Origin of the sequence: Paenibacillus rhizoplanae, assembly GCF_042684125.1 — a bacterium.
Taxonomy (GTDB): domain Bacteria; phylum Bacillota; class Bacilli; order Paenibacillales; family Paenibacillaceae; genus Paenibacillus_AQ; species Paenibacillus_AQ rhizoplanae.
On record NZ_JBHUKY010000021.1, the window covers coordinates 437,622 to 461,486 of the forward strand.

At 52.3% G+C, this 23,865-nt stretch carries 18 protein-coding genes; 15 read left to right on the forward strand and 3 right to left on the reverse strand.

Features of this window, described 5'->3' with window-relative positions; genetic code table 11:
- Positions 1–90: 90 nt before the first annotated feature.
- Complete coding sequence (locus ACFSX3_RS12270) at positions 91–651, reverse strand: TetR/AcrR family transcriptional regulator (protein ID WP_339224865.1); 561 nt, start codon at positions 649–651, stop codon at positions 91–93.
- A 357-nt stretch (positions 652–1,008) separates the two neighbouring features.
- On the opposite strand from ACFSX3_RS12270, the gene msrA reads away from it, so the two are divergent.
- Complete coding sequence (gene msrA / locus ACFSX3_RS12275; protein WP_209986311.1) at positions 1,009–1,521, forward strand: peptide-methionine (S)-S-oxide reductase MsrA; 513 nt, start codon at positions 1,009–1,011, stop codon at positions 1,519–1,521.
- A gap of 336 nt (positions 1,522–1,857) precedes the next feature.
- Positions 1,858–3,210 (forward strand): glycoside hydrolase family 64 protein, encoded by a 1,353-nt coding sequence (locus ACFSX3_RS12280; RefSeq protein WP_379258782.1) that lies wholly within the window; start codon positions 1,858–1,860, stop codon positions 3,208–3,210.
- Here ACFSX3_RS12280 and ACFSX3_RS12285 read toward each other — a convergent pair.
- Complete coding sequence (locus ACFSX3_RS12285; protein WP_209986316.1) at positions 3,191–4,027, reverse strand: hypothetical protein; 837 nt, start codon at positions 4,025–4,027, stop codon at positions 3,191–3,193. The genes ACFSX3_RS12280 and ACFSX3_RS12285 overlap by 20 nt on opposite strands.
- An 81-nt stretch (positions 4,028–4,108) precedes the next feature.
- Here ACFSX3_RS12285 and ACFSX3_RS12290 point away from each other — a divergent pair, with 81 nt between their 5' ends.
- The 10 genes from ACFSX3_RS12290 (at position 4,109) to ACFSX3_RS12335 (ending at position 18,952) form a co-directional block, all read left to right on the forward strand.
- A complete protein-coding gene (locus ACFSX3_RS12290; protein WP_379256627.1) occupies positions 4,109–4,828 on the forward strand; it encodes an HAD family hydrolase in 720 nt (239 codons plus the stop codon).
- Positions 4,829–5,313: 485 nt separating this feature from the next.
- Positions 5,314–7,227: a threonine--tRNA ligase gene (gene thrS / locus ACFSX3_RS12295; protein WP_209986319.1), complete on the forward strand. Its 1,914-nt coding sequence runs from the start codon at positions 5,314–5,316 to the stop codon at positions 7,225–7,227.
- A 60-nt stretch (positions 7,228–7,287) separates the two neighbouring features.
- Positions 7,288–7,884, forward strand: coding sequence for a GNAT family N-acetyltransferase (locus tag ACFSX3_RS12300; protein ID WP_379256626.1), 597 nt, complete (start codon positions 7,288–7,290; stop codon positions 7,882–7,884).
- A gap of 359 nt (positions 7,885–8,243) precedes the next feature.
- Complete coding sequence (locus ACFSX3_RS12305; RefSeq protein WP_209986322.1) at positions 8,244–9,134, forward strand: hypothetical protein; 891 nt, start codon at positions 8,244–8,246, stop codon at positions 9,132–9,134.
- Positions 9,131–10,636 (forward strand): hypothetical protein, encoded by a 1,506-nt coding sequence (locus ACFSX3_RS12310; RefSeq protein ID WP_209986324.1) that lies wholly within the window; start codon positions 9,131–9,133, stop codon positions 10,634–10,636. Before ACFSX3_RS12305 ends, ACFSX3_RS12310 begins: the two co-directional genes overlap by 4 nt.
- Before the next feature lie 12 nt (positions 10,637–10,648).
- Complete coding sequence (locus ACFSX3_RS12315) at positions 10,649–11,407, forward strand: DUF6063 family protein (protein WP_209986327.1); 759 nt, start codon at positions 10,649–10,651, stop codon at positions 11,405–11,407.
- On the forward strand, positions 11,394–15,917 hold the full coding sequence (locus ACFSX3_RS12320) for a hypothetical protein (RefSeq protein ID WP_209986330.1): 4,524 nt from the start codon (positions 11,394–11,396) through the stop codon (positions 15,915–15,917). Before ACFSX3_RS12315 ends, ACFSX3_RS12320 begins: the two co-directional genes overlap by 14 nt.
- Positions 15,918–15,961: 44 nt before the next feature.
- Positions 15,962–16,792: an aldo/keto reductase gene (locus tag ACFSX3_RS12325; RefSeq protein ID WP_379256623.1), complete on the forward strand. Its 831-nt coding sequence runs from the start codon at positions 15,962–15,964 to the stop codon at positions 16,790–16,792.
- 129 nt (positions 16,793–16,921) lie between these two features.
- Positions 16,922–18,412: a TPM domain-containing protein gene (locus ACFSX3_RS12330; RefSeq protein ID WP_209986333.1), complete on the forward strand. Its 1,491-nt coding sequence runs from the start codon at positions 16,922–16,924 to the stop codon at positions 18,410–18,412.
- Between the two features lie 150 nt (positions 18,413–18,562).
- Positions 18,563–18,952 (forward strand): GNAT family N-acetyltransferase, encoded by a 390-nt coding sequence (locus ACFSX3_RS12335; protein ID WP_209986336.1) that lies wholly within the window; start codon positions 18,563–18,565, stop codon positions 18,950–18,952.
- Positions 18,953–19,141: 189 nt separating this feature from the next.
- Here ACFSX3_RS12335 and ACFSX3_RS12340 read toward each other — a convergent pair whose 3' ends face one another.
- Positions 19,142–20,038: a DUF4303 domain-containing protein gene (locus ACFSX3_RS12340; protein ID WP_209986340.1), complete on the reverse strand. Its 897-nt coding sequence runs from the start codon at positions 20,036–20,038 to the stop codon at positions 19,142–19,144.
- A gap of 174 nt (positions 20,039–20,212) precedes the next feature.
- On the opposite strand from ACFSX3_RS12340, the gene ACFSX3_RS12345 reads away from it, so the two are divergent.
- The 3 genes from ACFSX3_RS12345 to ACFSX3_RS12355 all read left to right on the forward strand — a co-directional run bounded on the left by ACFSX3_RS12345 (position 20,213) and on the right by ACFSX3_RS12355 (position 23,546).
- Positions 20,213–21,352, forward strand: coding sequence for a phosphodiester glycosidase family protein (locus ACFSX3_RS12345; protein WP_209986343.1), 1,140 nt, complete (start codon positions 20,213–20,215; stop codon positions 21,350–21,352).
- A gap of 127 nt (positions 21,353–21,479) precedes the next feature.
- Positions 21,480–22,412, forward strand: a complete 933-nt coding sequence (locus ACFSX3_RS12350; RefSeq protein ID WP_209986344.1) for a LysR family transcriptional regulator — start codon at positions 21,480–21,482, stop codon at positions 22,410–22,412.
- Positions 22,413–22,427: 15 nt separating this feature from the next.
- Entirely contained in the window at positions 22,428–23,546 is a 1,119-nt protein-coding gene (locus ACFSX3_RS12355; protein ID WP_209986347.1) for a 5-methyltetrahydropteroyltriglutamate--homocysteine S-methyltransferase, read from the forward strand.
- Positions 23,547–23,865: the final 319 nt, after the last annotated feature.

Genomic DNA, 23,865 nt, shown 5'->3' on the forward strand with positions numbered 1-23,865 from the left:
GTTGCACACGATAAATTATCCTTCTATTTCTCGTTGAAACGGTACCGTCCTTTAAAAGGACGGCAAAGCCGTTTCCACTTGTGTTAGCCGCTATAGCTTAATCGCAAGCCAACATGCTTCAATGGTCTGCTGAATCTGCTGCTCGTTAAGCGGGTACTTTTCATCCAAATAGCCCTTGATCACAGCAGTCAATATCCCGTAGATCAGCTGATAGCACAGGCATACATTCATTTCCCGGATGATCCCCTGCCGCTGACCTTCTTCAATGATGGAGAAAATCTCTAAGGTGGAGGGGGCTGGCGTGTTCCGCAAATCCTCGGAAATATAGGGTGAGGAGCAATAGTTCTCAGTGAAATCAACCTCTTTGGGGTAGTGCAGCGAGTAGTTGGCTGTATTCTTCAGGAGGCTCTTCACACGCTCATAGATCGTTAATCCAGAGTCATAGCCGTTCATGACGAACTCATTTTTATGTATGCGGACTTTGAGGTACAGCTCATTGACCAGTTGCTCTTTGTTCTCGAAATAATGGTAGAATGTGCTGGAGCCGACATTGGCTCTTTTGAATATTTTAGCAAAAGTAACAGATTGTAAGCCCTCTTCAGTAATCAAATCAAGGGTTGCCTGAAGAATATCATCGCGTTTACCCATCATTACACCTCGTTACGGAAAAATCATTCTATAGAATAGTACAACTCCTGCAAGGAATTGTCAATTCACAGAATATGTATTCTACTCTCAAGTATCAAAAAGATAGATTTTGTGGTGAAATAGACAATAAGAAAGCTATTTATTAGTCATTATTCTGCAAAAAGGAATTTCCATTCCGAACACACTTGAAGTTTAATTATTCTCTTTCTGAACTATCAATAGAATAAACATTCTATTTCTTGAGTTTATCTAAGGGGCAGGCCTAGCGATCAAATTGACTTTCAGACCATTAGGCATTATCTTCAAGTACAGGGTTTAACAAGAGTCAGCACATGAGAGACAGGGAGTGGGAGATAGGCTATGGAACAGGCAATGTTTGCCGGAGGCTGCTTCTGGTGCATGGTTACACCGTTCGAGGAGCTGCCCGGCATTCACGGGATTGTATCAGGTTACGCCGGAGGAACGATAGAGAACCCTACTTATGAGCAGGTGAAGACCGGAACAACCGGTCACTATGAGGTGGTTCAGATCACTTATGACCCGGAGCTGTTCCCTTATGAACGGCTGCTGGAGCTGTTCTGGCCGCAGATTGACCCGACGGATGACGGCGGACAGTTCCAGGACCGTGGAACCCAGTACCGCACAGCAGTATTCTATTATACGGAAGAGCAGCGGCTGGCTGCGCAGGCTTCCCGGGAGCAGGTGGCGGTTAGCGGCAGATTTGAGCTTCCGGTGGTGACGGAGATTCTGCCTGCGCCTCATTTTTATCCGGCCGAGGACTATCATCAGGACTATCACAAGAAGAACCCGAAGCACTATAAAGAGGACCGCGAGCAGTCCGGGCGGGATACCTTTATTTCGCAGCACTGGTAGAAGCAGATACGGAATATTGAACGAAGAAAAGCCTATAACCACCTGATGTCTGGGGATTATGGGCTTTTTGTTATTTTCGCAGCACAAAACCAAAATATGGGAACCTAAATCCGAAATTCCAAGCCTACTAAATGGTGAAAAGCGCTACTATAATGATAGTTGTAAACGCATACATTAATAGGCAATTCTGGCTCTTATCCGGAGGAAAGGAGGGAAGGTCTCAGAGAGGCAGCTACTGAATACTGAACGGCCGTTAGCTTCCTGTGGTTCAAGGTAATGATTACAGCAGTACCACTATAATTCAGGAGGAATATGATGATGCCCAAAAAATGGCGTATGTCCATGCTTGTGTTCGTGCTTCTGCTCTCCTGCCTGCCCATGTTTGGCTCCAAGGCTGCCGCCGCCGATTATACCCAGGGGGTAGAACTGTCGGGCACTACAGCCACGATCTGGTTCAAATCCACAGTAAATACCAGTTGGGTGGATGTCCATTACAAGGTGAATTCCGGGACTCAAAGTAATTTCCGCTCAACGTATAACAACAGCAAAGCACGTTATGAGCAGGTGGTAACCGGCGTTGCAAGCGGCACAGCGCTTAGCTATTTCTTCACCTACAACAATGGAACGCCGGCCTATGACACCGGATGGTTCACCTATACTGCGGGAACAGCGCCGACTGCATCGCCTACTACACCGCCTTCCGGTTCTTCCGGCTCGATCTATTCCATTGCCGCCTCTTCGATTCCAACCCCGCCGAGTGGGGCCGTGTCCGTCAAGGTCATGAACGGAACGGGCGGAGCCTATCCCGACAACCAGATATATTGGGGTGTGATCGGCATCAATCCGGTCAATGGCAAATGGAGTTATCTGGATCTCAGCGGCAATCTGGTACCCATCTCCAATGCGCTTAATAATGCCTCCGGCCATCTGACCAAGAACGGGGTTAACTATGCCAACATCTATCACACAATTAATCAGGCTTCCTGGGTAACGCTGCCCAAAATCACCTCCGGCCGCATGTTCCTCAGTGTCGGCACACCGCTGTACATCAAGACTTATGATGACGGCTTTGCCGGGCCGGATATTGATAACCCGACCGATCCTAACCGTAATCTCTATTTCGACTTCGTCGAATTCACCGTAGATGCTACAGGCTATCACGGCAATACGACACGCGTAGATGCCTTCGGCTTCCCGATCCAGCACCGGCTGGTCGGCCTGTCGGGCGGCTATGATAAGACCGTAGGCGAGCTGGAATCAGAGACACGCGCCGGCATTTTCACCAAATACCAGAATGAAGTGCCTGCCGCCTTCAAGTCTCTTGCCACCGATCAGGCGCCTTACCGGATTATTGCTCCGGTCCATGGATCGTTTAGAGCCGGAGGGGCCAACGCGAATTACTTCGCAGGATATTCCAGCTATAGCACCCAGGATATTCTGCGCAATGACGGTTCGCTAATTGATGCCGCTACTTCCGCTGCGATCAACCGCCATGTCTACACCACTAGTAACTGGAACAACGTAGCGAACTATTACAATGCGGCTCCCGCCAACTTTTATGCGAAATTCTGGCATGACCACAGCATCAGCGGCCTGGCCTATGGCTTCCCGTATGACGATGTTAACGGCCAGGCAGCCTATCTGGAAGTCGGTGACCCCAAGGGCCTGATTATCCGCGTGGCCTGGTAAGCATGGAGCCGATGGCTTCCTGCAGCGCAGCTTCCTCAATCATCAGCAAATGAGGGATATCGTGTAGAGAGCCGGTCCTGAATATAAGCAGGCTGCCGACTCTCTCGCACGATTGAAGCTGGGAATACAGGGAAGGATCATCACCCAGCGAAGGGAAAACCACACTCGCAGGCACAGGCTCATATCCGGCAAAAGCCCATTCACCGATTCGTTCCATCGTTTCAGGATCAAACAAAAAGAACCGCTCATTCGTATTTTGCGTGATGACTTGACCGTTCTGAAGATAGAGCATGCCATACCCCGGATAATGGTCTTCTTCCTCATACTCATCATCGTAGTCCCCATCGTTCAGGCCCTGTTCCTCTAGCAGCTCCAAGGCTGGATAGGAGAAACAGGCATACACCTGCGCATCATTCTCCAAGGTGAACAGCTGACTGCCGTCAGGATGCCAAGCGGGTGAGAGATAACATCCCTGCGGGAACATCTCCCGGCTGCATAACCCGTCCTGCTGAATAGACAATTCATACACGGATATACCATCCTGACCGGCCGCAAGCTCCAGCGTTACAGCATCCGACCCGGGGATATCCATCAGCCGCAGGGCACTGTCACCGAAAGGATCTTCCAAGTCTAGTGAATGTGCCATCGTTCCGTCCCCGCTATGAAACACCGAAATCCGCAAATTTTCTTCATCCAGCCTATCTACAGACCAGATTAGACCTCCATCACGTGAGAAAAGAACACATACATACGCCCCGGCTTTGCTCCACAGCAAGCGGCCTGTAAAGTCTCCTGCGCCCATTGCCGCATCCTCCATAATGAAAGCCGCCAGCTCCTGCTCCTTGAATTGCCCTGAATTATAGCATCCTGAGGATGGAAAATAAACAGGAAGAAAGGTATGATAGATAGCAATTGCACAAGAGGGGAGCATCCGGGAGAGATGAAGGACAGCTTGAAGCACATCTTATTTGATCTGGACGGCACATTGACTGACCCCAAGGAAGGTATTACCAAAAGCGTGGAGTATGCGCTTAACCAATTCAGCATCGAGGTGGAGCATCCTGACCTGCTGATTCCGTACATAGGCCCGCCGCTATATGATTCTTTTATCGAAATTCAGGGCTTCACGGCGGAGGCAGCGGCACAGGCGGTGGAGTTCTACCGGGAGCGTTACCGGACGCTGGGGATGTTCGAGAATCATGTCATTCCAGGCATTCCAGAGCTGCTGGAGAGCTTGCGAGCCAAGGGGTTCGAGCTGTATGTGGCGACCTCCAAGCCGATCGTATTTGCGGAGGAGATTCTCCGACATTATGAGCTGGACGGGTTCTTCAAGTATGCGGCAGGCAGCAATCTTGACGGAACACGTTCGAAGAAGCGTGAGGTCATTCAGCATGTGCTGGAGGAGAATAATCTTCTTGCTTCGCAGTCGCTGATGATCGGGGACCGGGAGCATGACATTATCGGGGCAAAAGCCTGCGGTGTAGCTTCAGTGGGCGTGTTGTTCGGCTATGGTTCCGGGGAGGAATTATCGGCGGCCGGAGCGGATTATATTGCACCTGCGGTGAGTAGTGTGGAGGATATTATTCTGCGGTTGCAGCGGAATGAGCTCAATGAGTAAGGCCCATGGGTTGCGGGATTAAGGGACTAAAAGTTTAAAGAATTAAGCGATCAAACGGGAAGCGGATTTCAAGTTTTTTTCTGCGCGGTATTGACTTTTGACGAAGGCCGCGCGTATTATGTAACCAGCAACACTAAACCTAAGGCAATGACCAGAGACAGGATATCCCGTGAGGACTGACCAGAGAGAGAAGTGCAAGGTGCGAGCTTCTTACAGAGACCAGCCGGATGTTACCCCTCTATAGCCGTGATACTGAACCCTCCTGCTGTTAGCGAGGCTGTAAATGTCACCGCCCCATCCCCGTTAACGGATGCCATGAGGATTATACTGATCACGTTTCCGCCGAACAGCCGGAGGTGAAGTGACGTATAATCGAATTAGGGTGGAACCACGAGCTTAAGACGCACTCGTCCCTTTCCGGGATGAGATGCGTTTTTTTGTGTTCAAATATACTAATATAAACTCAAGAAATGGAGGCCATAATCATGGAGATTCAAGTGCAGCTGCCGGATGGAGCAAATAGGAGGTATTCGCGTAACACCACAATTGCGCAGATTGCGGAGTCGATTAGCGTAAGTCTGAGAAAGAATGCAGTAGCCGGCAAAATCGATGGCAGACTCGTTGACCTTGATTGTCCGGTTGAAGGGGACAGCCTCGTGGAGATCGTGTTAGCGGACAGCAGCGACGGGCTGATGATTCACAGACACAGCACAGCCCATGTGATGGCCCAGGCGATCAAACGGATCTATGGAGAACGGAACGTGAAGCTGGGCATTGGTCCGGTGATTGAGGACGGCTTCTATTACGATATAGATATTGCCCAGCCCCTGTCCAGCGAGGATCTTGCTGCGATTGAGCGGGAGATGGGGAAGATCATCAAGGAGAACCTGCCGATCCGGCGCCGGGTGGTGAGCCGGGAGGAAGCGGTGCAGTTCTTTGAACAGCTGGAAGAGCCGCTGAAGCTGGAGCTGATCCGGGATCTGCCGGAGGACGCAGTAATTAGCCTGTATGAGCAAGGTGAATTCACGGACCTGTGCCGAGGGCCGCATCTGCCCTCCACTGGCCGGATTAAGGCGTTCAAGCTGCTTAGTGTAGCGGGTGCCTACTGGCGCGGGGATGCTGACAATCAGGTGCTTCAGCGGATATACGGCACGGCTTTCCTGAGCACAGCCCTACTTGAGGAGCATCTGCACCTGCTGGAGGAATCGAAGAAACGGGATCACCGCAAGCTGGGTAAGGAGCTGGAATTGTTCATGTTCTCCGAGGAGGCGCCGGGCATGCCGTTCTACCTGGCCAAAGGGATGCTGATCCGCACAGCGCTGGAGGATTTCTCCCGCAAGCTGCAGCGTGCCGACGGGTATGAAGAGGTCCGCTCACCACTGATGATGAACCGCCGTCTGTGGGAGCAATCCGGACATTGGGATCATTACAAGGATGAGATGTATTTCACGAAGGTGGATGAGACAGATTTTGCACTGAAGCCGATGAACTGTCCGGGACACATGCTGATCTACAAGAACAGCCGCCGTTCCTACCGGGATCTGCCGATCCGCATTGCGGAATACGGCCAGGTTCACCGCCATGAATCCTCCGGCGCGTTGAACGGGATGATGCGGGTCCGTACTTTTTGCCAGGATGATGCCCATTTGTTCGTGCTGCCGGAGCAGATTGAGTCTGAGATTACACGGGTGCTGGAGTTGATCGATCAGTTCTATTCCATCTTCGGATTCGAGTACAAGGTCGAGCTGTCTACACGCCCGGAGGATTATATGGGGTCCGAAGAGCTCTGGGATCAGGCGGAGGAGTCGCTTGAACGGGTGCTGAAGAAGAATGGAATCGAATACCGGGTGAATGCGGGAGAAGGTGCTTTTTACGGACCGAAGATAGATTTCCATGTCCTCGATGCCCTGAAGCGGAGCTGGCAATGCGGTACAATTCAACTGGATTTCCAGATGCCCGAGAAGTTCGACCTGACTTACATTGGCGAAGATAACAACAAGCATCGTCCGGTTGTCATCCATCGTGCGGTGTTCGGCTCCATTGACCGGTTCATGGGTATTCTTACAGAGCACTATAGCGGAGCGTTCCCGCTGTGGCTGTCTCCGGTGCAGGTCAAGCTGCTGCCAGTCTCTGTGGTTCATGACGAGTATGCCGAGCAGGTCAGAAGACAACTGGCGACAGCCGGACTGCGGGTGGAGGTAGATTCCCGGAATGAGAAGCTGGGCTACAGAATCCGTGAAGCTCAGCTGGAGAAAATCCCTTATATGCTAGTGCTGGGAGATCAGGAGCAGAATGACGGAACAATCTCGGTACGAAGCCGTGCGGAGAACACATTATTCACACTGAACGCCCAGGAGTTCATTCAGCAACTGACAGCTAAGATTGACGGCTGGGAATAAATCGCTTCATATATAAAAGGTGAAAAGTATAATAGGTAAAAAGATATAGGGGGAAGTCAGTTGACAGCAATAGAAGCAGGCCAGCTTGCAGGCAACGTAATCCGGCTTGTGCCTTTGACGGAGGAGCATAAGCCTGAGCTTATGAAGTTGCTGCACCATCCGCTGATCTGGGAGTACACCTGGAGACGGATCAGCTCAGAGGAAGAGGCAGGACAACTGGTGGAGGCGGCTCTGGCGAATCAGGCGGCAGGCAAGGAGATTCCTTATGTGATGGTGGAGCAGCCATCCGGCCGGATCGTTGGGACTACGCGGTTGATGCATCTGGACCGCAGGCATCGTAATGCAGAGATCGGCTGCACCTGGATCTCACCGGAATATTGGAGAACTGCGGTGAATACGGAGTCGAAGCTGCTTTTGCTGCAATATGCCTTCGAGGTGCTGGGGCTGATCCGGGTGGACTTCTCCATTGTCAGTGACAATCTGCGCTCGCAGCGGGCCATTGAGCGGATTGGAGCGGCCTTGGAGGGCGTCCTGCGCAAGCATCGGATCACCGCTGACGGTACAGTTATGGACAATATGCTGTACAGTATTATTGATGAGGAATGGCCTGCGGTGAAGAAGAATCTGCAATATCTAGTGAATGAGAAATACAAATAGCGCTTTAACATAGAGGGGTCCCTGCGCGGGCTCCTCTATTTATTTTGCAAATAGCCATATCTATGAAAGATTGATATAATAGAATGACATGAGAATAGAAACATACATTCCCATTTTCCTTCACCCTGCGGTGCGGATTTGGGTTTATGTTATGTTGTGAGGGTGATGGGATGAAAGAGCTTATTAAGCAAGTGTTAGAAGGCAAGTTTAGAAATTCTCACACAGCCAGAAGCATAGTCAGGATTAAGAAGCTGGAAGAAGCAGTTACGAAATCTTTTGCTTATAATACAGACTATTATCAAGAAGGTGGACTCTCAGCGTTTGTCAGAGGAATTGAAGGACTATTAACAGAGGGATATTTGACCCCTATTATAAAGAAGACAAAGTATAGTTCTACCCATCTGGAAGAAGCCTATTGGCTCGCTGCACCTCCTTCCTCTCCGGCTAGATGGAGCGAGACGGCCATGATGCGGGTCATCGGCGCGAAAGGGCTGAATCTGGATTACTACCGGAATCATCCTGAAGCCCAGACGGTGGACACGTGGAAGTACATAGAACGGATATATGAATTTTTGCGAACAGCAGAGAATAGGGAGACGATTACTCGGGAAGAGCGCTCGCTGGAGCTTTTTGATCAGGAGAAATATTTGGCAGAATCGGAGGGGAAACAATTTCTGTCCAGACTGGGCATGAACTTAGAACTGCTCCGTGCCGAGATTGTACGTGAAGATTTCGAGGCACATCTGGTGCCGGATAGACCTATACTTTGTATCCTTATTTCAGAGAACCATTCCTTCTATCAATCTGCCAAAAGATTAATGGTGAAAGGTACGACAGTATGCGGCTTGCAGCCGGACATGCTGATCTACGGCGAAGGCTGGAAGATCGTCAGTAGTCTGTCTTATCTGGAGGAACGGGGGATCGATCTGTGTGAAGCGCAGCTGCTCTATGTGGGAGATATGGACAAGAAAGGCTGGGAAATCTACGGCAATCTGAAGCTCAGCTATCCCGAGCTGAACTTGAAGCTGGCATTGCCAGTGTATCGTTCCTTGCTCAGCAACGCCACTCGGTCGTACGATTATGTGAAAGAACAAACTGACTGTCCTCTGCCTCATCTGGAGCAGGTGCGTCAGGAGTTCTCTGCTATTCCGGGACTACTGTTGTGTATGAATACCCTGCTTACTGAGAACAAGAGGATTCCGCAGGAAGTCTTAAATTATGAAGTGATGGCGAGGTTGGCAAGAGGATGAACTGGAATGATTTCGGAGAACGAAATAAGCGGCTGAACCCCTTATGGAGTCTGGGCGCAGGCATGAATCTGGGTGAGCTACAGCCGTATAAGGAAATGATTGCGCTTAGTGTGCTGCTGCAGGTCTATTATCTGGAGCTGGAATCGAATGAACAGCGGGCGAGGGAGGACCTGGTGGATCTGGCCTGGAGCTCGCTTGAGCGCTTCGGCATAGCGAAGCTGGGCAGCCCGGAATCGGTCGAACGGCTGGTAGACGGACTGCTGTGGAGCGGCAGCGGCGGGGATTTCGAGGCCCATTATTATGATGACCACACCCGGCAGATCGGGGTCCAGAAATACAAGTATTTCACCGTGGACGAGGATGCTACGCGTATCAGCTGGGAGGAGAACGGGACTACTATTTACCGGCTCTCCGAGTATGCGATGGAGCTGATCTTCATGAGCCATGAGATTATCGACGAGTTCCAGGTCAGCATCAAGCTGCTGGAGATTCAGATGCATATCAAGCATGGACGGGTTACCCGGGCGATGCAGGATGTGAACGAGCTGATCTCACGTGTGCGCAAAATGACCCAGCAGCAGCAGGAGTACCGCAATGCGCTGCGCCGTAATCCGAAGCATATCTTCAGCGAATACGGCACCCAGCGGCATGAGCGTCTGGAGGAGATCCACCAACAATTTGACGAGGAACGCAAGCAATTCGATAATATACACCGTTCGCTGGCCCGGCTGGCCAATGATGAGAAGGATGTCATTGATTTCAATGAGCTGCGTCAGCTCTCCGAGCGGGTGGAGCTGTCCCGGCGGGTGCATGATGAGCTGGCCGAGGTCGTGCTGAGCATCTTCGAAGCGGAGACGAATCTGCGGCTGAACTTCCCGGAATTATTCTGGGGAGCAGCGGGCTTCAACTTCCGCACCCATGTGTGGGAGGAATGGGTGAAGCCGGAAGGGCTGCGGGACGGGGATAGCCTGGAGGGCCTGATCAGCGGGCTGTTCTCGCCCAGTCAGGATTTCATCTATCCGCTGGCTTGGGCTTGGGAAGAGCAGGAGGTCGGTTTCCTGCCCGAGGATACGCAGGAGGCGCTGGATGAACCCGGGGAAGATGAGGACATCCATTATGTACCTAAAGGCATTCCCTGGACTGAGGTATGCGAGCTGTGGCTGCCCGTCATAGCTGGAGTGGCTGCGCAAGGCTGCTTCACCTTCACTGCTGAGGCGTTCACGTTGCAGGAGCAGCGGCGCTGGGCGGATTGCCCGAATGCCGTGGATTTGTGGGTGCAATTTTTCCATACCGTAATTACTGTTGAGGCGCAGGATGCAGAGGGCCACGGCGTGGCGGACGAATGCCAGAAGCTGCTTCAGCGGCTGATGGCCGAACATCCTGAGCTTGAGACGCTGCGTGGCAAGCTGCTGCGTACAACTATCCGTCCGGGCCAACACGGGAGTATCCGCTTGCCCGGCCTTGAGATCAGCCCTTATACCATTAATATAGTAGAGAAGTGAGATGATACGGATATGAGTTATTCCTTAGAGCAAGTTCAGCAGGCATCGCGGCTGTTCTTCGACCTGCTTCGCCGCAAGGTGATGCCGCTGGATGATCCCGCTGCTGCCGAATGTCTGCAGGATACAGCTGCTTATGATGCCCTGCAATATGTAGCCAAAGAAGCCGGCTGCCGGATTATGAATTCCGGTCACCGCCTGCACCTGCTCGTGAGTCCGATCGGCTCCGGATTCGCCAGTAACTTCACTCAGCTGCGCAATAAATATTCACGGATTGAGCGCAAGACACATCTGCATATCATTAACGTTATTATCCTTGTCTTCCTGGCGGAGATGGATCAGGATGAGCAGCACTTCAAGCCGGGACAGGACAGCATGTCCTATATTCAGTTGTCGGATCAGGTATCCGAGCTGTTCCAGACCTGGGTTGGGATGGATGAGGAGGGCAGCTTTAGCAAGCAGTGGCGCCTGGATATCCAGGCGATGCACAAGGTGTGGACCAGCCTCTACATGCAGACCAAGAGCCAGGAGGAAGGCGATTCGCTCAGCCGGGGAGCCGGTTCACGGATCGGTCTGATTCATGAAGGCATGAAGCTGCTGGAGGAAGAGCATCTGGTGTTCATCTCCGAGAATGAGAAGCGGATATTCCCCCGTGAAGAGCTGTACGAGCGGATGCGTTATCTCTACCACGATGTGGACCGGTACAAAGAGCTGAAGGCTCTGGTTGGCCGCACACTCAGCGGACAGGAGGGTGAAGCCCATGCCGCGCATTGAGCGAATCCGCATCGCCGGACTCAAATACGAGAAGATGCTGAAGAAATATGAGGATATGATCCTCGATATGTGTAATGAAGAAGGCCCGGCCAATACCCTGATTACGCTGATGAACGGCGGGGGGAAGGGTGTTCTGCTGCAATCGATTTTCCAATTGCTGATGCCTAGAGCCGCATGGGGCAAGAATAATGAGAACCAGGTGGAGGCTTTTTTTCATAATCACAAAAAACAGCTGAAGCCCTACACCTTCCATGTAGCCATCGAATGGCGGCTCGACGATAAGGAACGGACGGAGTATATCACCACCGGGATCGCGATGACTGCCCAACATTCCATGGACCAGCTTGAGATCAAAGTGGATTATCTGCTGTACGCGCTGCTGAAATATGAGGAGACGGCTGAGCTTACACTCTCCACCCTGCCCTTATATGATCATGAGCTGAACAGTCCCGCGAGCTTCGAAGCGATTCAGCAGTTTGTGCGGGAGCGGCGGGGTGAGATTAACGTCTACGGCAGCAGCAGCTCCGATCTGAAGAAATACTATGCCTACCTGGCTGACCATGATATCCATATCGAAGAATGGCGTAATATGCGCAGAATCAACGGTGAAGAGGGCGGCATCAAGGGCTATTTCCAGAAAAATGACGCCTTCACCAATCATAATCTCTTCGAGCGGCTGATTATCCCGGAGATCGGTTCCAGTATGGGGGGGAGCCTGGGCGAGGATGAAGGCTTGCTTCAGCGGATGTTCGTGGATACCGCTACGGTTGCACAGCGGCTGCCAATGCTGGAGCAGCGTGAGCGGGCTTTTGCCGAGTTCACCTCTCTAGCGGCTCCTTTGTATGAAGCGGTGAAACTCGGAACGGAGGCGGACCTCAGCTTCCGGGAGACCGAGCGGCTAGGAGCACAGCTCTATACCGTTATTCATGATGAACTGAAGCAGGCGGAAGACAAGCGCCGCAGAAAGGCGGAAGAGCAGGCCGGACATTATCTGGAAGCGAAGACGCTCAGATTCGAGAGCGATAATCTGAATTATCTGCGGCTGAAGGAAGAGCATGACGGCAAGCAGGAGCACTTCAGAGTGGTCTCGGACAATCAGACACGGGCCAAGCAGCGTCTGGAAGAATCGAAGCAGAGAGAGAAGTCGCTGGAGGTCGCCCATTATCTGGCCCGGCGCAAGCTACAGCTCCGTCAGATGGAGCAGTGGCAGAAGGAGATTGAAGCCATCGAAGGGTCGCTTGCGATGAAGGAACGCCAAGAGGTAATTCAAGGCGCCAAGCAGGAGCTGCGGGTACAGTGGGAGCAGGTATACCGGCTATGGCAGGCGAAAAGCCTCTTCTACAGCGGACAGCAGCAGTCCCATGCAGCGGAAGAGCAGATTCTGCGCAAGGGCAGAGAGGAATTACTGCTTGAGCTTGGCAGGCTGGATGGGAAGCTGCAGGAATTAACAGCCATGATCCGTCAGTATACAGAGGATCTGGGCGAGTTCGCTTCCCGCCACGGGCAGGAAGCCGCCCACTCACCGGGAGCCGCTCTTCAGCGTACGCTGATTGCGGTCAGAGGACTGGCTGAGCAGATTGATGCCTTGAACGAACAGCGCAAGACCGCTGAAGACCAGAAGCTGCTCCTGCATACGCAGTATACCCGGCTGGCTGAGAAGCTGCTGGGGGCCGAAGCTCAGGCAGAGGAGCTGACCGGGCGAATCGAAGCGCAGATGAACAAGGAATCACAGCTCTGGTCACAGCTCGTAGTGCTGCTGGAGATGTACGAGGAGCATCAGCGCTTAGGCGCGACAGCTCTATTCGAAGCGAAGCCTCTAATCCAGGAGCGGTTCATCCGCAGGCTGGAGGATACCGAGCAGCAGACGAAGCGGCTGCGGCGGGATTATTATCAGCAACTGCTGGATGTTGAGCTGCAGCAGGAAGCCTACTGGCTGCCTAACCATGATATTGTAACGGTGAAGGATAGGCTGGATGCCCTCAAGATTAGTTCCATGACCGGCACCATGTATCTGAACGATCAGCCTTATCTGGTCCGCGAGGAGGAGCTGGAACGCCATCCGCTGCTTCCTTACGGCCTGATTGTCACGAAGCGTGAAGCGGCTAAGCTGCAGCCGGAGCTGCTTAAAGAGCTTCTGCTTAAGGCTCCGGTTCCGATCTTCGTGCGCGAGGAGATGGCGGAGGGCGGTAGAGACGCCTTCCTGCTGCTGGCGCATCAAGGGCCGCAGATGATATTGCAGCCGGATCATTTTCAGGAGTGGAAGCGGGGGATGGCCTCCAGACTCCGCGAGCAGGAGGAGGAGCTTCAGGCGGAGGAAGCGTATCTCGCCAAGCTGAGATCCGCCCGGCAGGAATATGAACGTCTGCATCAGGGCGAGCATACCGTAAGTCTGCGGAGCAGACAGAAGAGTGCGGAGACCCTGCTGCAGGAGCTTCGCAGCCAGCTGAATGAAATGAACGCAGAACAGGCACGCTATGATGAGGTTCTGGCTGGATTTTCCAGAGACCTGTCGGCTTGTGAAGCGGATAAGTCCGAGCAGGAGACCCGGGAGGCGGCTCTGCGGGAGTGGAGTGAGCGGAGCCGGAAGCACGAGCTGAACTATACAGACAAGCAAAAGTCTGTGGAGCAGAAGAATAATTTGAGCAAAGAGATTACAGTTAAGGATCAGCAACTCACCCGGCTGAAGGCGGAGATGGACAGCCTGGCCTTACAGCGCGAGAAATGGATCGGGGATGCCCGTTATTCCGTATTCCCGCGGCTGCAGAACTGGTTCCCGGATATAGAGTTCCCCGGTGAATCTGCGGGTGCGAAGGTTCAGGGTGCTGATGCTGAGGCGGATGCTAAGGCAGATGAAGCTGCTGCCGATGAAGTACTAAATGAGACGGTACAGGACAAGCTGCTGCAGTTGCTCAGTACGGTTGAGAGTCTTCAACAGTCGCTAAGCCAGAATGAGCTGGAGATCCGCACAAGAACAGCCCAGATCAAAGCAGCCAGAGAACAACTGGGCGAGCTGGAGGCTGCTGTGCAGCAGGTAGATGCTAGATGGCCGTCTGCCCCCGAGCCGCAGGAGTCACCGGATATGATTCAGTCCGCCAGAGTCCGCCAGAAGAGCGACACGATGATTCTGGACGAGGACTACCAACAGCTCCGTGATTCCTTCATCCGCTGCCAGACCGAGCTTGACAGCCTGCGCAAAGAGCTGGGCAAGTCCGAGAAGGCGATCAAGGAGAAGCACGAACGGACGGTAGAGCTGTGGCATGAGTCGCTGGAACAGAAGGAGGAAGAGATCAGTCTGCGGGTCCGGGAGAATGAGCATCTGCTGAATACCAGTAAGCAGGCGCTGGCTGCCATGGATCAATGGCTGCTCATTCTGGGCAATCAGAGCCGGATCATGGATACCCATGTCGAGAACCGTGTGCCGCTCCGGGAGGTGCCGGAAGAATTGCAGCTGAATGTACGGGAGAGCTGCGAGACGCTGGTGGAGGATTGGCTGCAGCGCAGCAAGGAGAGCCGCAGCCAGCGGGCAGATATCTCCCGCAAGGTGAAGGAAGAGAAGACTGAGCTAAGCGGAAAGGTGGCCAAGTCCGGCTGGAATGCGGAGCTTGAGACCAAGATTCAGGAACGCCTGAACAATGTTCACTGGGATGATTTCGCTATCGCCTTGCAGGTACTGGATTCCATGCTTCAGAGCTCGCGTGATCAGATGGAGAGCATCCGCAGCGATAAAGAGGATATGGAGCTGTCCCGCAAGCTGTGGGTAGGCCGGGCAGCCAAGCGTGTGGTGCAAATCGTTGATATTCTGAAGCGGATGGAACGCCGGATGATCATTCACAATGAGAACGGCCATGCCTTCCCGCTGGTTAAGCTGAATTACAAGAATATTAATGTTCCACGAACGACCGATGACATCGAACCGCTGGTCAGCGAATACTTCAACCGCTGCATCAGCAGCCTGCTGGAGCGGTTCCCGAAGATGGAGCAGGTTCCGGCTTCAGCCGTCAGAGAGCTGATTAACGATGGACGCATGGTGTACGCGGCGTTGCAGAACCGCTTCCCGGTGTTGCAGGTGTATAAGCCGGTGACGGAGAATTACTTCCTGTATGCCGCTCCCGAGGACTATCATTATTCCGATTGGGAGGTCATCAACCGCGGCGCGCTGGATGAGGCGGTAGGCAGCGGCGGACAGCGCCAGTCGGTTCAGCTGCTGGTGGCGATGATGATTATGACCCATAAGCGTGTTAACCGGGAAAATAAAGGCTGGACGGTCTTCCTGTACGATAACCCGTTCGGTGAGATGGTCTCGAATAACGTGCTTGATCCGGTCTTCGAGATCTCGAAGGCGCTGAAGTTCCAGTGGCTGATCGTCACGCCGCCGGAGCTGGTCAAGAATGATGTCAGCATCCGCTTCGGCGTGTATTGGCAGCTGTATTTTGGCGGAGATAAAGGGGATGCCCTGGATTCGACCCTGATCAAAGGCGGGCGCAAGCTGATCCCTGCTTCATTATTCTAGATAAGCTAACAAAACAAATCCAATAGACAGGTGGTAGTATGATCATGATGAATCTTAAATCGGCAACGAAATTAGCTAACGGTGTAGAAATGCCATGGTTCGGGCTGGGCGTCTTCAAGGTACAAGAGGGCCAGGAGGTTATTGATTCGGTCAAAGCAGCCATCAAGGCCGGTTATAGAAGTATTGATACCGCATCCGTATATGGAAATGAAGAAGGGGTCGGACAGGCTATCCGTGAATCGGGAGTTGCGCGTGAGGAGCTGTTCATCACCACCAAGGTATGGAATACAGAGCAGGGCTATGATTCTACGCTGGCTGCATTTGACCAGAGCTTAAGCAAGCTGGGACTGGATTATGCCGATCTGTATCTGGTACACTGGCCGATCCGGGCCAAATACAAAGACACCTGGCGTGCTCTTGAGAAGCTGTATGCGGACGGTAAAGTCCGTGCCATCGGGGTATCCAACTTCCAGATCGATCATCTGGAGGATCTGCTGGCAGATGCCGCCGTTAAGCCGATGGTCAACCAGGTGGAGCTGCATCCGCTGCTTAACCAGCTTGAGCTCCGCGAATATTGCAAGGCACAGGGCATTCAGATTGAAGCTTGGGCACCGCTGGCCCAAGGGCATCTGCTGGATAATGAGGTCCTGGCCGATATTGCAGCCCGACACAACAAAACACTGCCGCAGGTCATCCTGCGCTGGGATCTGCAGAACGGAATCGTGACGATTCCGAAGTCGGTCAAGGAGGAGCGGATTATTGCGAATGCCGATATTTTTGACTTCGAGCTGTCAGAAGGGGAGATCAGCCGGATCAACGGCCTGAACCGCGATCAGCGCTTCGGCTCTCACCCGGACCGGTTCAACAACGAGTAAAGGGCCCGGCGGTCTCTTTCGAATATTTGCTAGATTCGGACATACACATAAGAGAGATGGAACTATACGTCCATCCTGTGCGTAACCGATATAGTAATAGAAGAGATTTGAGAAGCCGGAGGGGTAACTATGAATCGTAAAAGTATACAAGCAGCACTTACCGCCATCCTGATGATTGTGCTTCTGCTGCCGCTGGCACCCGGGCGGGCGGAGGCTGCTGTTCCGAAACATTCAGAATCATTCTATGTGAATGACTTTGCGAACGTAATTGATGAGAAGACCGAGAATTACATGGTCAACTATGGGGTGAAGCTCTATCAGGAGACCGGGGCGCAGGTAGTGCTGGTTACGGTGAATTCGACGAACGGCGTCTCTATGGAGAAATATGCGACCTCGCTGTTCAATTCATGGGGAGTCGGCTCGGCGGATAAGAACAATGGACTGCTGCTGCTGCTCTCCATTAAGGACGATGATTACTGGGCCGTTCCCGGCAAAGGACTGGAGACTGAGCTGAACAGTGGTGTAATCTCGAAGATTCTCTCGGCATCGCTGGAGCCGGACTTCGCTGCCAAGAAGTATAGCGCCGGTGCTAATAAAACCTATGGCTCCTTCATTCAGAAGCTCGGCGGAAGCTACTCGGAAACACTAGGCACCCGAAGCTATGTCTCGGACAATGCCGGCGTCCTCCCGCAAGTCACCAAGGATTATCTGAACCAGTCTAGCAACCGTTACGCGGCTACCACCGGGAGCGGAATCTATGTTGTAACTGTTAAGAATACTGGCGGCAAAAGCCTGCAGGATTACACCTATGCGAAGTTCGCCGGTGTTGCAGCCGGACCCAGGGATGTGATGCTGGTGCTCGATATCGGCGGGGATAACTATCATGTGCTACAGGGCAAGTCGATCGACAGAGTGCTGACGAATGACCGGATCAGCGGGATTCTGAATACGGTGCTGGAGCCAAAATTTGCGGCAAAAGATTACGCAGGCGGCGCAACGGGGACAGCGAATGCCTTCTACAGCTTCTTCCTGGCCCGGGCAGATGCTGCTTCGGGAAAAGCCGCAGGCAGCTCCGCATCCGCAGCAGCCTCCACCGTCAGCAAAGCACCTGTGACAGCGAAGGAACCAGTGGAGCTGGTGCCTGTCTCCAGATCGAAGGGGATGATGATTCTCGGGATTTTCCTGGTTCTTGTCGCACTAATCAGTCTCGCGGCTGCTTCGCGCAACCGTTATGTTGCCCGTTACGGGACACGGATAAATCCGCATAACCCGCGCAATATCCGGCGCTACGGCGTCTGGACCGGCCAGCCTGGTTATGGCTACAGCCAGAGAAGAAGATACCGGCGGCCGCACCATCACTCCTCCTCGGGGAGCAGCTCATCCAGCTCCAGCAGCTTCTGGGGCAGTAACTTCGGGGGCGGTGGTTCTTCGAGCGGAGGGGGAGCGGGGCGGTATTCCTCGCGTGACGACGATGATGATGATGACAGAAATCATGGCGGTGGCGGGTCCTCCGGCGGCGGGGGAGCCGGCCGGTATTCCTCCAACGATGACGACGATGATAGCAACTCCGGGGGCGGCGGCAGTGCAAGCAGCGGTGGCGGTGTGGGCAGACACGGGTGAGCCTGGCACTCTAACCCGTTAAGGGTTAGGAGTTGTTCGTCCACATGCTGAAGTGCAACACGCACAGAATGGACAAGTGGGGGAAGCCGTGCAGAGATGCGCGGCTTTTTTTCAAAAGCACAGTGCAACTGGAAAGGAATGATTGACTTTATGAGTACTTCTATAAGGGTCCGCCGGATGAAGTCCGAGGACATTACATGGATACATGAAGGGCTGGCCCCGCATGATGTCAGCAAACCGTTAGCGTATATTGAACAGTGTTGGAAGGAAAACGAAGGGGAGAAGCGGCTTACGCTCGTAGCCTTTCGTGAGGATGAGTTTGCAGGCTGGGGACATATCGTGTATACCTCAAACTATCCTTATTTTGCAGAAAATCATATTCCAGAAATTCAGAATCTCGATGTGATCTCTACCTTACGAAAACGCGGCATAGGGAATGTGCTGATGGAAGCCCTCGAAGCAGAAGTGTTCGCTACATTCGATACGATTGGAATTGGGTTTGGACTGTATGCCAGCTACGGTACTGCACAACGGCTGTAGACCAAACGCGGCTACATTCCGGATGGCCGGGGACTCATGTATGACAACCTGCCCGCTGTTCCTGGAAGCCAGGTTCGGGTGGATGATGAGCTTACGCTATACTTGACAAAATCAAGGTAGAGCACGAATTACCATTACTATAGCGGTAGTCAGGGATATTAATGTCCGGGCTGCCGCTATTAGGTTTTTTTAGATTTCAGCATCATAGCGTGCCAAAAAGTCAGGAACCCATTGAGGATTTGTCATAAGCGCCACCGATTCATTCTCTAATTCCTCAGCCAGCCCATCGTCGGTCATGGATACAAAGAAGGTAATGTCCTCTTTGGTTTGATTATATTTTGTGAATAAATCTTCCTTGGTTTCATTAACAACCTTGGCAATGATTTTGACCATTTCATCTTTATATTGGTATACATTATCCTCTGCATATAAAAAACGGCTGATATGATTGAAATGCGAATGCTCTCCATATTGAAATTCGGAAATTCCCCATTTGTAATAAAGCTCTGTTTCAGCATCATCACATAAGCCTTCACTTGTCATATCGGCAATATGTCTGGCAAGTGATTGCTCTGTATTGACAGCAAGGAACAGAGTGACAAAGTCGCTATCCGTCCCGACTGCACAGACATATACCTTCTCATGTGCTACTTCCTCTAAAATAGCTTCAAGGTCAGCCACAAAGCCCTCGCGAATCCGTTGTTCAAATTCAGTTAGAAAATCGTTCATTATAACCCTCCTTATATTACGAAATGGTTTTAATTCTGTTCGTGCGAGTGCTTGCATCTCTATTAATTCAGAGCCGTTCATACCCCAGCCGGTTTGTCCTAAGGTTAGGTGAGGAAGGTAGCTGTCCAGCTCAAAATAACGGGCGATAAGCTCTGGTGACGGTGAAACGGCTCTTACAACTCTGTTATGTAACTCTGATAAATGCTGCGAACGAACGCCTAAACCTATGACAGAATCTCCTATACTTATCGGAGCATTCAAAGATAACTCAAGCGGCGAACATGAGGAACAAACTCTTTTCACGTGCTGCAACCACTCTAAATCCTGATATAGTCCGCCCTGAGCTACTGCATTCAAGCTCCTCTTTTCCTTTGTATCCTTATGCTTAGGATATAACTTCACTCTACCATAAATTAGAAGCAACTTTACTAGTTTACAGTTTCTGGACAGAGTTAAACAAACTGAAACTTTTAAATCAGAGATTTCGTCTATCATGGAAGTTGTGAGTTTGTAGACTTAACCATTATCAGTATGTTAGGGAGGATTTCAGAAGTGAGCTCTTTACCACAACGTTCTACTGTCCGCAAGAAGAAGAAGCCAGCGCCGAAGCGCAAGAAAAGAGGTTTCTTCCGTACACTCTTCAGGGTGTTCATGGTCTGTTTCATTCTAGTTATAGCAGCCGGAGGCTGGCTCTATTTCGCACCGTCGGCCAAGAATACGCGCTTCCTGATCGCAGATACGCTGATTACAACTCAACACCGGCACTGGGCCAAATATATTATCGGCGAAGAGGAACTGAAGCACCGCGTCAGTGATTATACCAAGCGCTTCGAGGAGATGGGCGACGAGGTTGATACCCATGAGATCAAGCCTGAGCCTGTAAAGGAAGCTGAGCATACACCGCTCGTCCAGATTGAAGAAGTCACGGGCAGCGGCTATAGCGGCTATGTCATGATTGTGAACGACCCCAAGAAGGTACGCCTGGGTGTACCGGGCAAAATCGGCTCCGGAGAAAAGGTATCCAGCATGGTGGCACGGACGGGGGCTATCGCCGGGGTCAACGGCGGCGGCTTCGCCGACCCGAACTGGAAGGGCAATGGCTTCAAGCCGATCGGGCTGGTGATCTCGCAAGGGAAGCTGTTCTACAATGGACTGGGCGGCAAGAAATCCACGCAGATTGTCGGCATCGATAAGGAAGGCAAAATGGTCGCCGGTAACTACACTCTGGATCAGCTCAGCAAGATGGGGGTGCAGGAGGCGGTTTCTTTTCAGCCACGGATTATTGTGAACGGTAAAGGCCAGATTAAGAATGCCGCCGAAGGCTGGGGCATCGCGCCAAGAACAGCAATGGGCCAACGGGAGGACGGTGCGCTCATCTTCGTAGTCATTGACGGACGGCAGCCGGGCTACAGCATCGGGGCGAACCTGTATGATGTGCAGCAGATCATGCTGAAGCATGGTGCGGTCATCGCGGCCAATCTGGACGGGGGATCTTCGACGGTGCTGGTGAAGGACAATGAGATTGTCAACAAGCCCTCTTCGCAGTATGGGGAGCGTTACTTGCCAACAGCATTCCTGGTATTCGATGACCCCGAGAACGCGAAGATCAAGAATATCTGGGAAGGGCTGGACCCGTCTAAGATCGACGCAGGCAAGAAGCGCAGCCAGTAACATCCGCTAGGCAGCCTGCTTCAATAATCTATAGTAGATCAGACGCGGCAGGTGTGCTAGGATAACAAGTAAATTCTTATTTTGCTGAACCTGCCAGGTGAAGTCCTTGATCGGAGGGGGAAAAGGTTTGACTTTGCAGCAGCTCCGCTACGCGATTGAGATTGCGAACAGCGGTTCTATGAATGAAGCGGCCAAACGGTTATTTGTGTCGCAGCCCAGCCTCTCGAATGCTATCAAGGAGCTGGAGAGCGAGCTTGGCATCACGATTTTTGAACGGAATAACCGGGGGATCAGTATCTCTGCGGAAGGCATGGAATTCCTGGGCTACGCCCGGCAGATTATTGAGCAGACCGAATTCATGGAGAACCGCTATACCGGCAAGAAGCGCAGCCCGATCTATTTCTCGGTATCTACACAGCATTATGCGTTTGTTACGGATGCTTTTGTGAAGCTGATGAAGGAGAGCAAGGTGCAGGAATACAATTTCAGCCTGAGAGAGAAGCAGACCTATGAGATCATCGAGGATGTGCGTACCCTGCGCAGCGACATTGGGATTCTGTATATCAATGAGAGCAACTATAAGATCATGAACAAGCTGTTCAGTGACGGGAACCTGAAGTTCACTCCGCTGTTCAATACGAATCCGCATGTCTATGTGCGGGCAGGGCATGTATTGGCTGCAAAAGAGTGGATCACGGCGGAGGACATTCATCCATATCCTTACATTACTTTTGAGCAGGGGGATAACAATTCGCTGCATTTCTCGGAGGAGATGCTTAGCTTCACGCAGATTGAGAAGAATATTAAGGTGACCGACCGGGCCACGCTGACTCATTTGCTGCTCGGAAGCGATTCGTATACCGTAGGGACCGGGATTATGGCCTCTGAGGTTGACGACGCCGGGCTGATCACGATTCCTTTTGACAGCAAGGAAGTGTTCTCAGTCGGCTGGATTGCCCATAAGGACCGCAAACCGAGTGAGATTATGTCTACATATATCGATATTCTGAATGATCTGGTGTCGGGTAATGTTTTCGAGCTTGAATCTTTCTTACTATAAGAGCAGGAGGGACGTATGAGCAGTCCAGTTATCGGATCGACTAGAAACGCACCACCCTTCCGCTACGACATTGTCGGGAGCTTCCTGCGTACAGAGGAGATCAAGAATGCGCGCAGCCTGCATGCAGAAGGTGAACTAACTGCGGGACAGTTGGCGGAGATTGAGAATATTGAGATTGGCAAGCTGCTTCAGCAGGAGAAGGCGCTTGGGCTGAAGGCTGTGACCGACGGTGAATTCCGCCGTTCCTGGTGGCATCTGGACTTCTTCCTCGGGATCGAGGGGACAGGCAAGATCACTCTTGGCGGTACTCCCGGCGCTACCAAAGAACAGCTGAACCGCGCTGAGAGCTTTAGAATTACCGGTAAAATCGCCTTCGGAGACCATCCTATGGTCGAGGAATTCCGCACCTTGCAGCAAATGGCCGGAGAGACGCTGGCCAAAATGACGATTCCTTCCCCCTCTTTGTTCCATTTCGTGCAGGAGTATAACGGAAACGAGATTTATTCCGATACCGAAACGCTGTACGGAGACATCATTCAGGTGTACCGGACGGCGATTCAGGCCTTCTATGATGCCGGCTGCCGTTATCTGCAGCTGGACGATACCACCTGGGGGACGCTGTGCAGCGGCAGACATCGTGCTCATCTGCGCAGCAGGGGCGTTGACCCGGATAAGCTGGCAAAAGATTACGTCCGGCTGATCAACGAGAGCATTGCCGGCCGCCCGGCGGACATGACCATTGCCCTGCATGTATGCCGGGGCAATCTCCGCTCCACCTGGTTCGCCGCCGGCGGGTACGGGCCGGTCGCCGAGGAGCTTTTCTCGAATACGAACGTGGACGCGTTCTTCCTCGAATACGACAATGAACGCTCCGGCGACTTCGAGCCGCTGCGCTTCATCCGGGACCAATTCGTTGTACTGGGACTGGTGACAACCAAGCATGGTGGCCTGGAGAGCAAGGAGCAGCTCATCGCGCGTATTGAAGAAGCTGCACAATACGTAGACATCAACAAGCTATGCCTAAGCACACAATGCGGTTTCGCCTCCACGGAGGAAGGCAATATTTTGACGGAAGAAGAGCAGTGGGATAAGCTGCGGCTGGTGATTGAGACGGCGAATGAGGTTTGGGTGTAGCGTTGGATTAGTGGGGATGAATTGAGTGGGGAGGATTGCCGGGGGCGGCGATCCTCCTTTTTGTATGGCTCTAAGCAGCGGCCGGATAATAGGTGGATTTCATCCACTTGCTGATGAAGGAACAGACTTTGTTGGGGCAGCAGTTGGATAAATGACACTTAATTTCTCGCATATTATGCCGTAGCGGCCTATCCCGATGCAGTAGTTGCTGTTTTTCAGACTGTTGAAAAAGTCTTTATTTCACACGACACTGCGTTAATCTGGTATAATATAGGTAACTTTATTTGGAAAGCGCGGTGTCTTATGTTAAACGAAAAGG

Bases quoted from the DNA above. Each gene is read 5' to 3' on its own strand.
- ACFSX3_RS12270 (WP_339224865.1), bottom strand. From the start codon at position 651: ATGATGGGTAAACGCGATGATATTCTTCAGGCAACCCTTGATTTGATT.
- msrA (WP_209986311.1), top strand. From the start codon at position 1,009: ATGGAACAGGCAATGTTTGCCGGAGGCTGCTTCTGGTGCATGGTTACA.
- ACFSX3_RS12280 (WP_379258782.1), top strand. From the start codon at position 1,858: ATGTCCATGCTTGTGTTCGTGCTTCTGCTCTCCTGCCTGCCCATGTTT.
- ACFSX3_RS12285 (WP_209986316.1), bottom strand. From the start codon at position 4,027: ATGGAGGATGCGGCAATGGGCGCAGGAGACTTTACAGGCCGCTTGCTG.
- ACFSX3_RS12290 (WP_379256627.1), top strand. From the start codon at position 4,109: ATGATAGATAGCAATTGCACAAGAGGGGAGCATCCGGGAGAGATGAAG.
- thrS (WP_209986319.1), top strand. From the start codon at position 5,314: ATGGAGATTCAAGTGCAGCTGCCGGATGGAGCAAATAGGAGGTATTCG.
- ACFSX3_RS12310 (WP_209986324.1), top strand. From the start codon at position 9,131: ATGAACTGGAATGATTTCGGAGAACGAAATAAGCGGCTGAACCCCTTA.
- ACFSX3_RS12315 (WP_209986327.1), top strand. From the start codon at position 10,649: ATGAGTTATTCCTTAGAGCAAGTTCAGCAGGCATCGCGGCTGTTCTTC.
- ACFSX3_RS12320 (WP_209986330.1), top strand. From the start codon at position 11,394: ATGCCGCGCATTGAGCGAATCCGCATCGCCGGACTCAAATACGAGAAG.
- ACFSX3_RS12325 (WP_379256623.1), top strand. From the start codon at position 15,962: ATGATGAATCTTAAATCGGCAACGAAATTAGCTAACGGTGTAGAAATG.
- ACFSX3_RS12330 (WP_209986333.1), top strand. From the start codon at position 16,922: ATGAATCGTAAAAGTATACAAGCAGCACTTACCGCCATCCTGATGATT.
- ACFSX3_RS12335 (WP_209986336.1), top strand. From the start codon at position 18,563: ATGAGTACTTCTATAAGGGTCCGCCGGATGAAGTCCGAGGACATTACA.
- ACFSX3_RS12345 (WP_209986343.1), top strand. From the start codon at position 20,213: ATGTTAGGGAGGATTTCAGAAGTGAGCTCTTTACCACAACGTTCTACT.
- ACFSX3_RS12355 (WP_209986347.1), top strand. From the start codon at position 22,428: ATGAGCAGTCCAGTTATCGGATCGACTAGAAACGCACCACCCTTCCGC.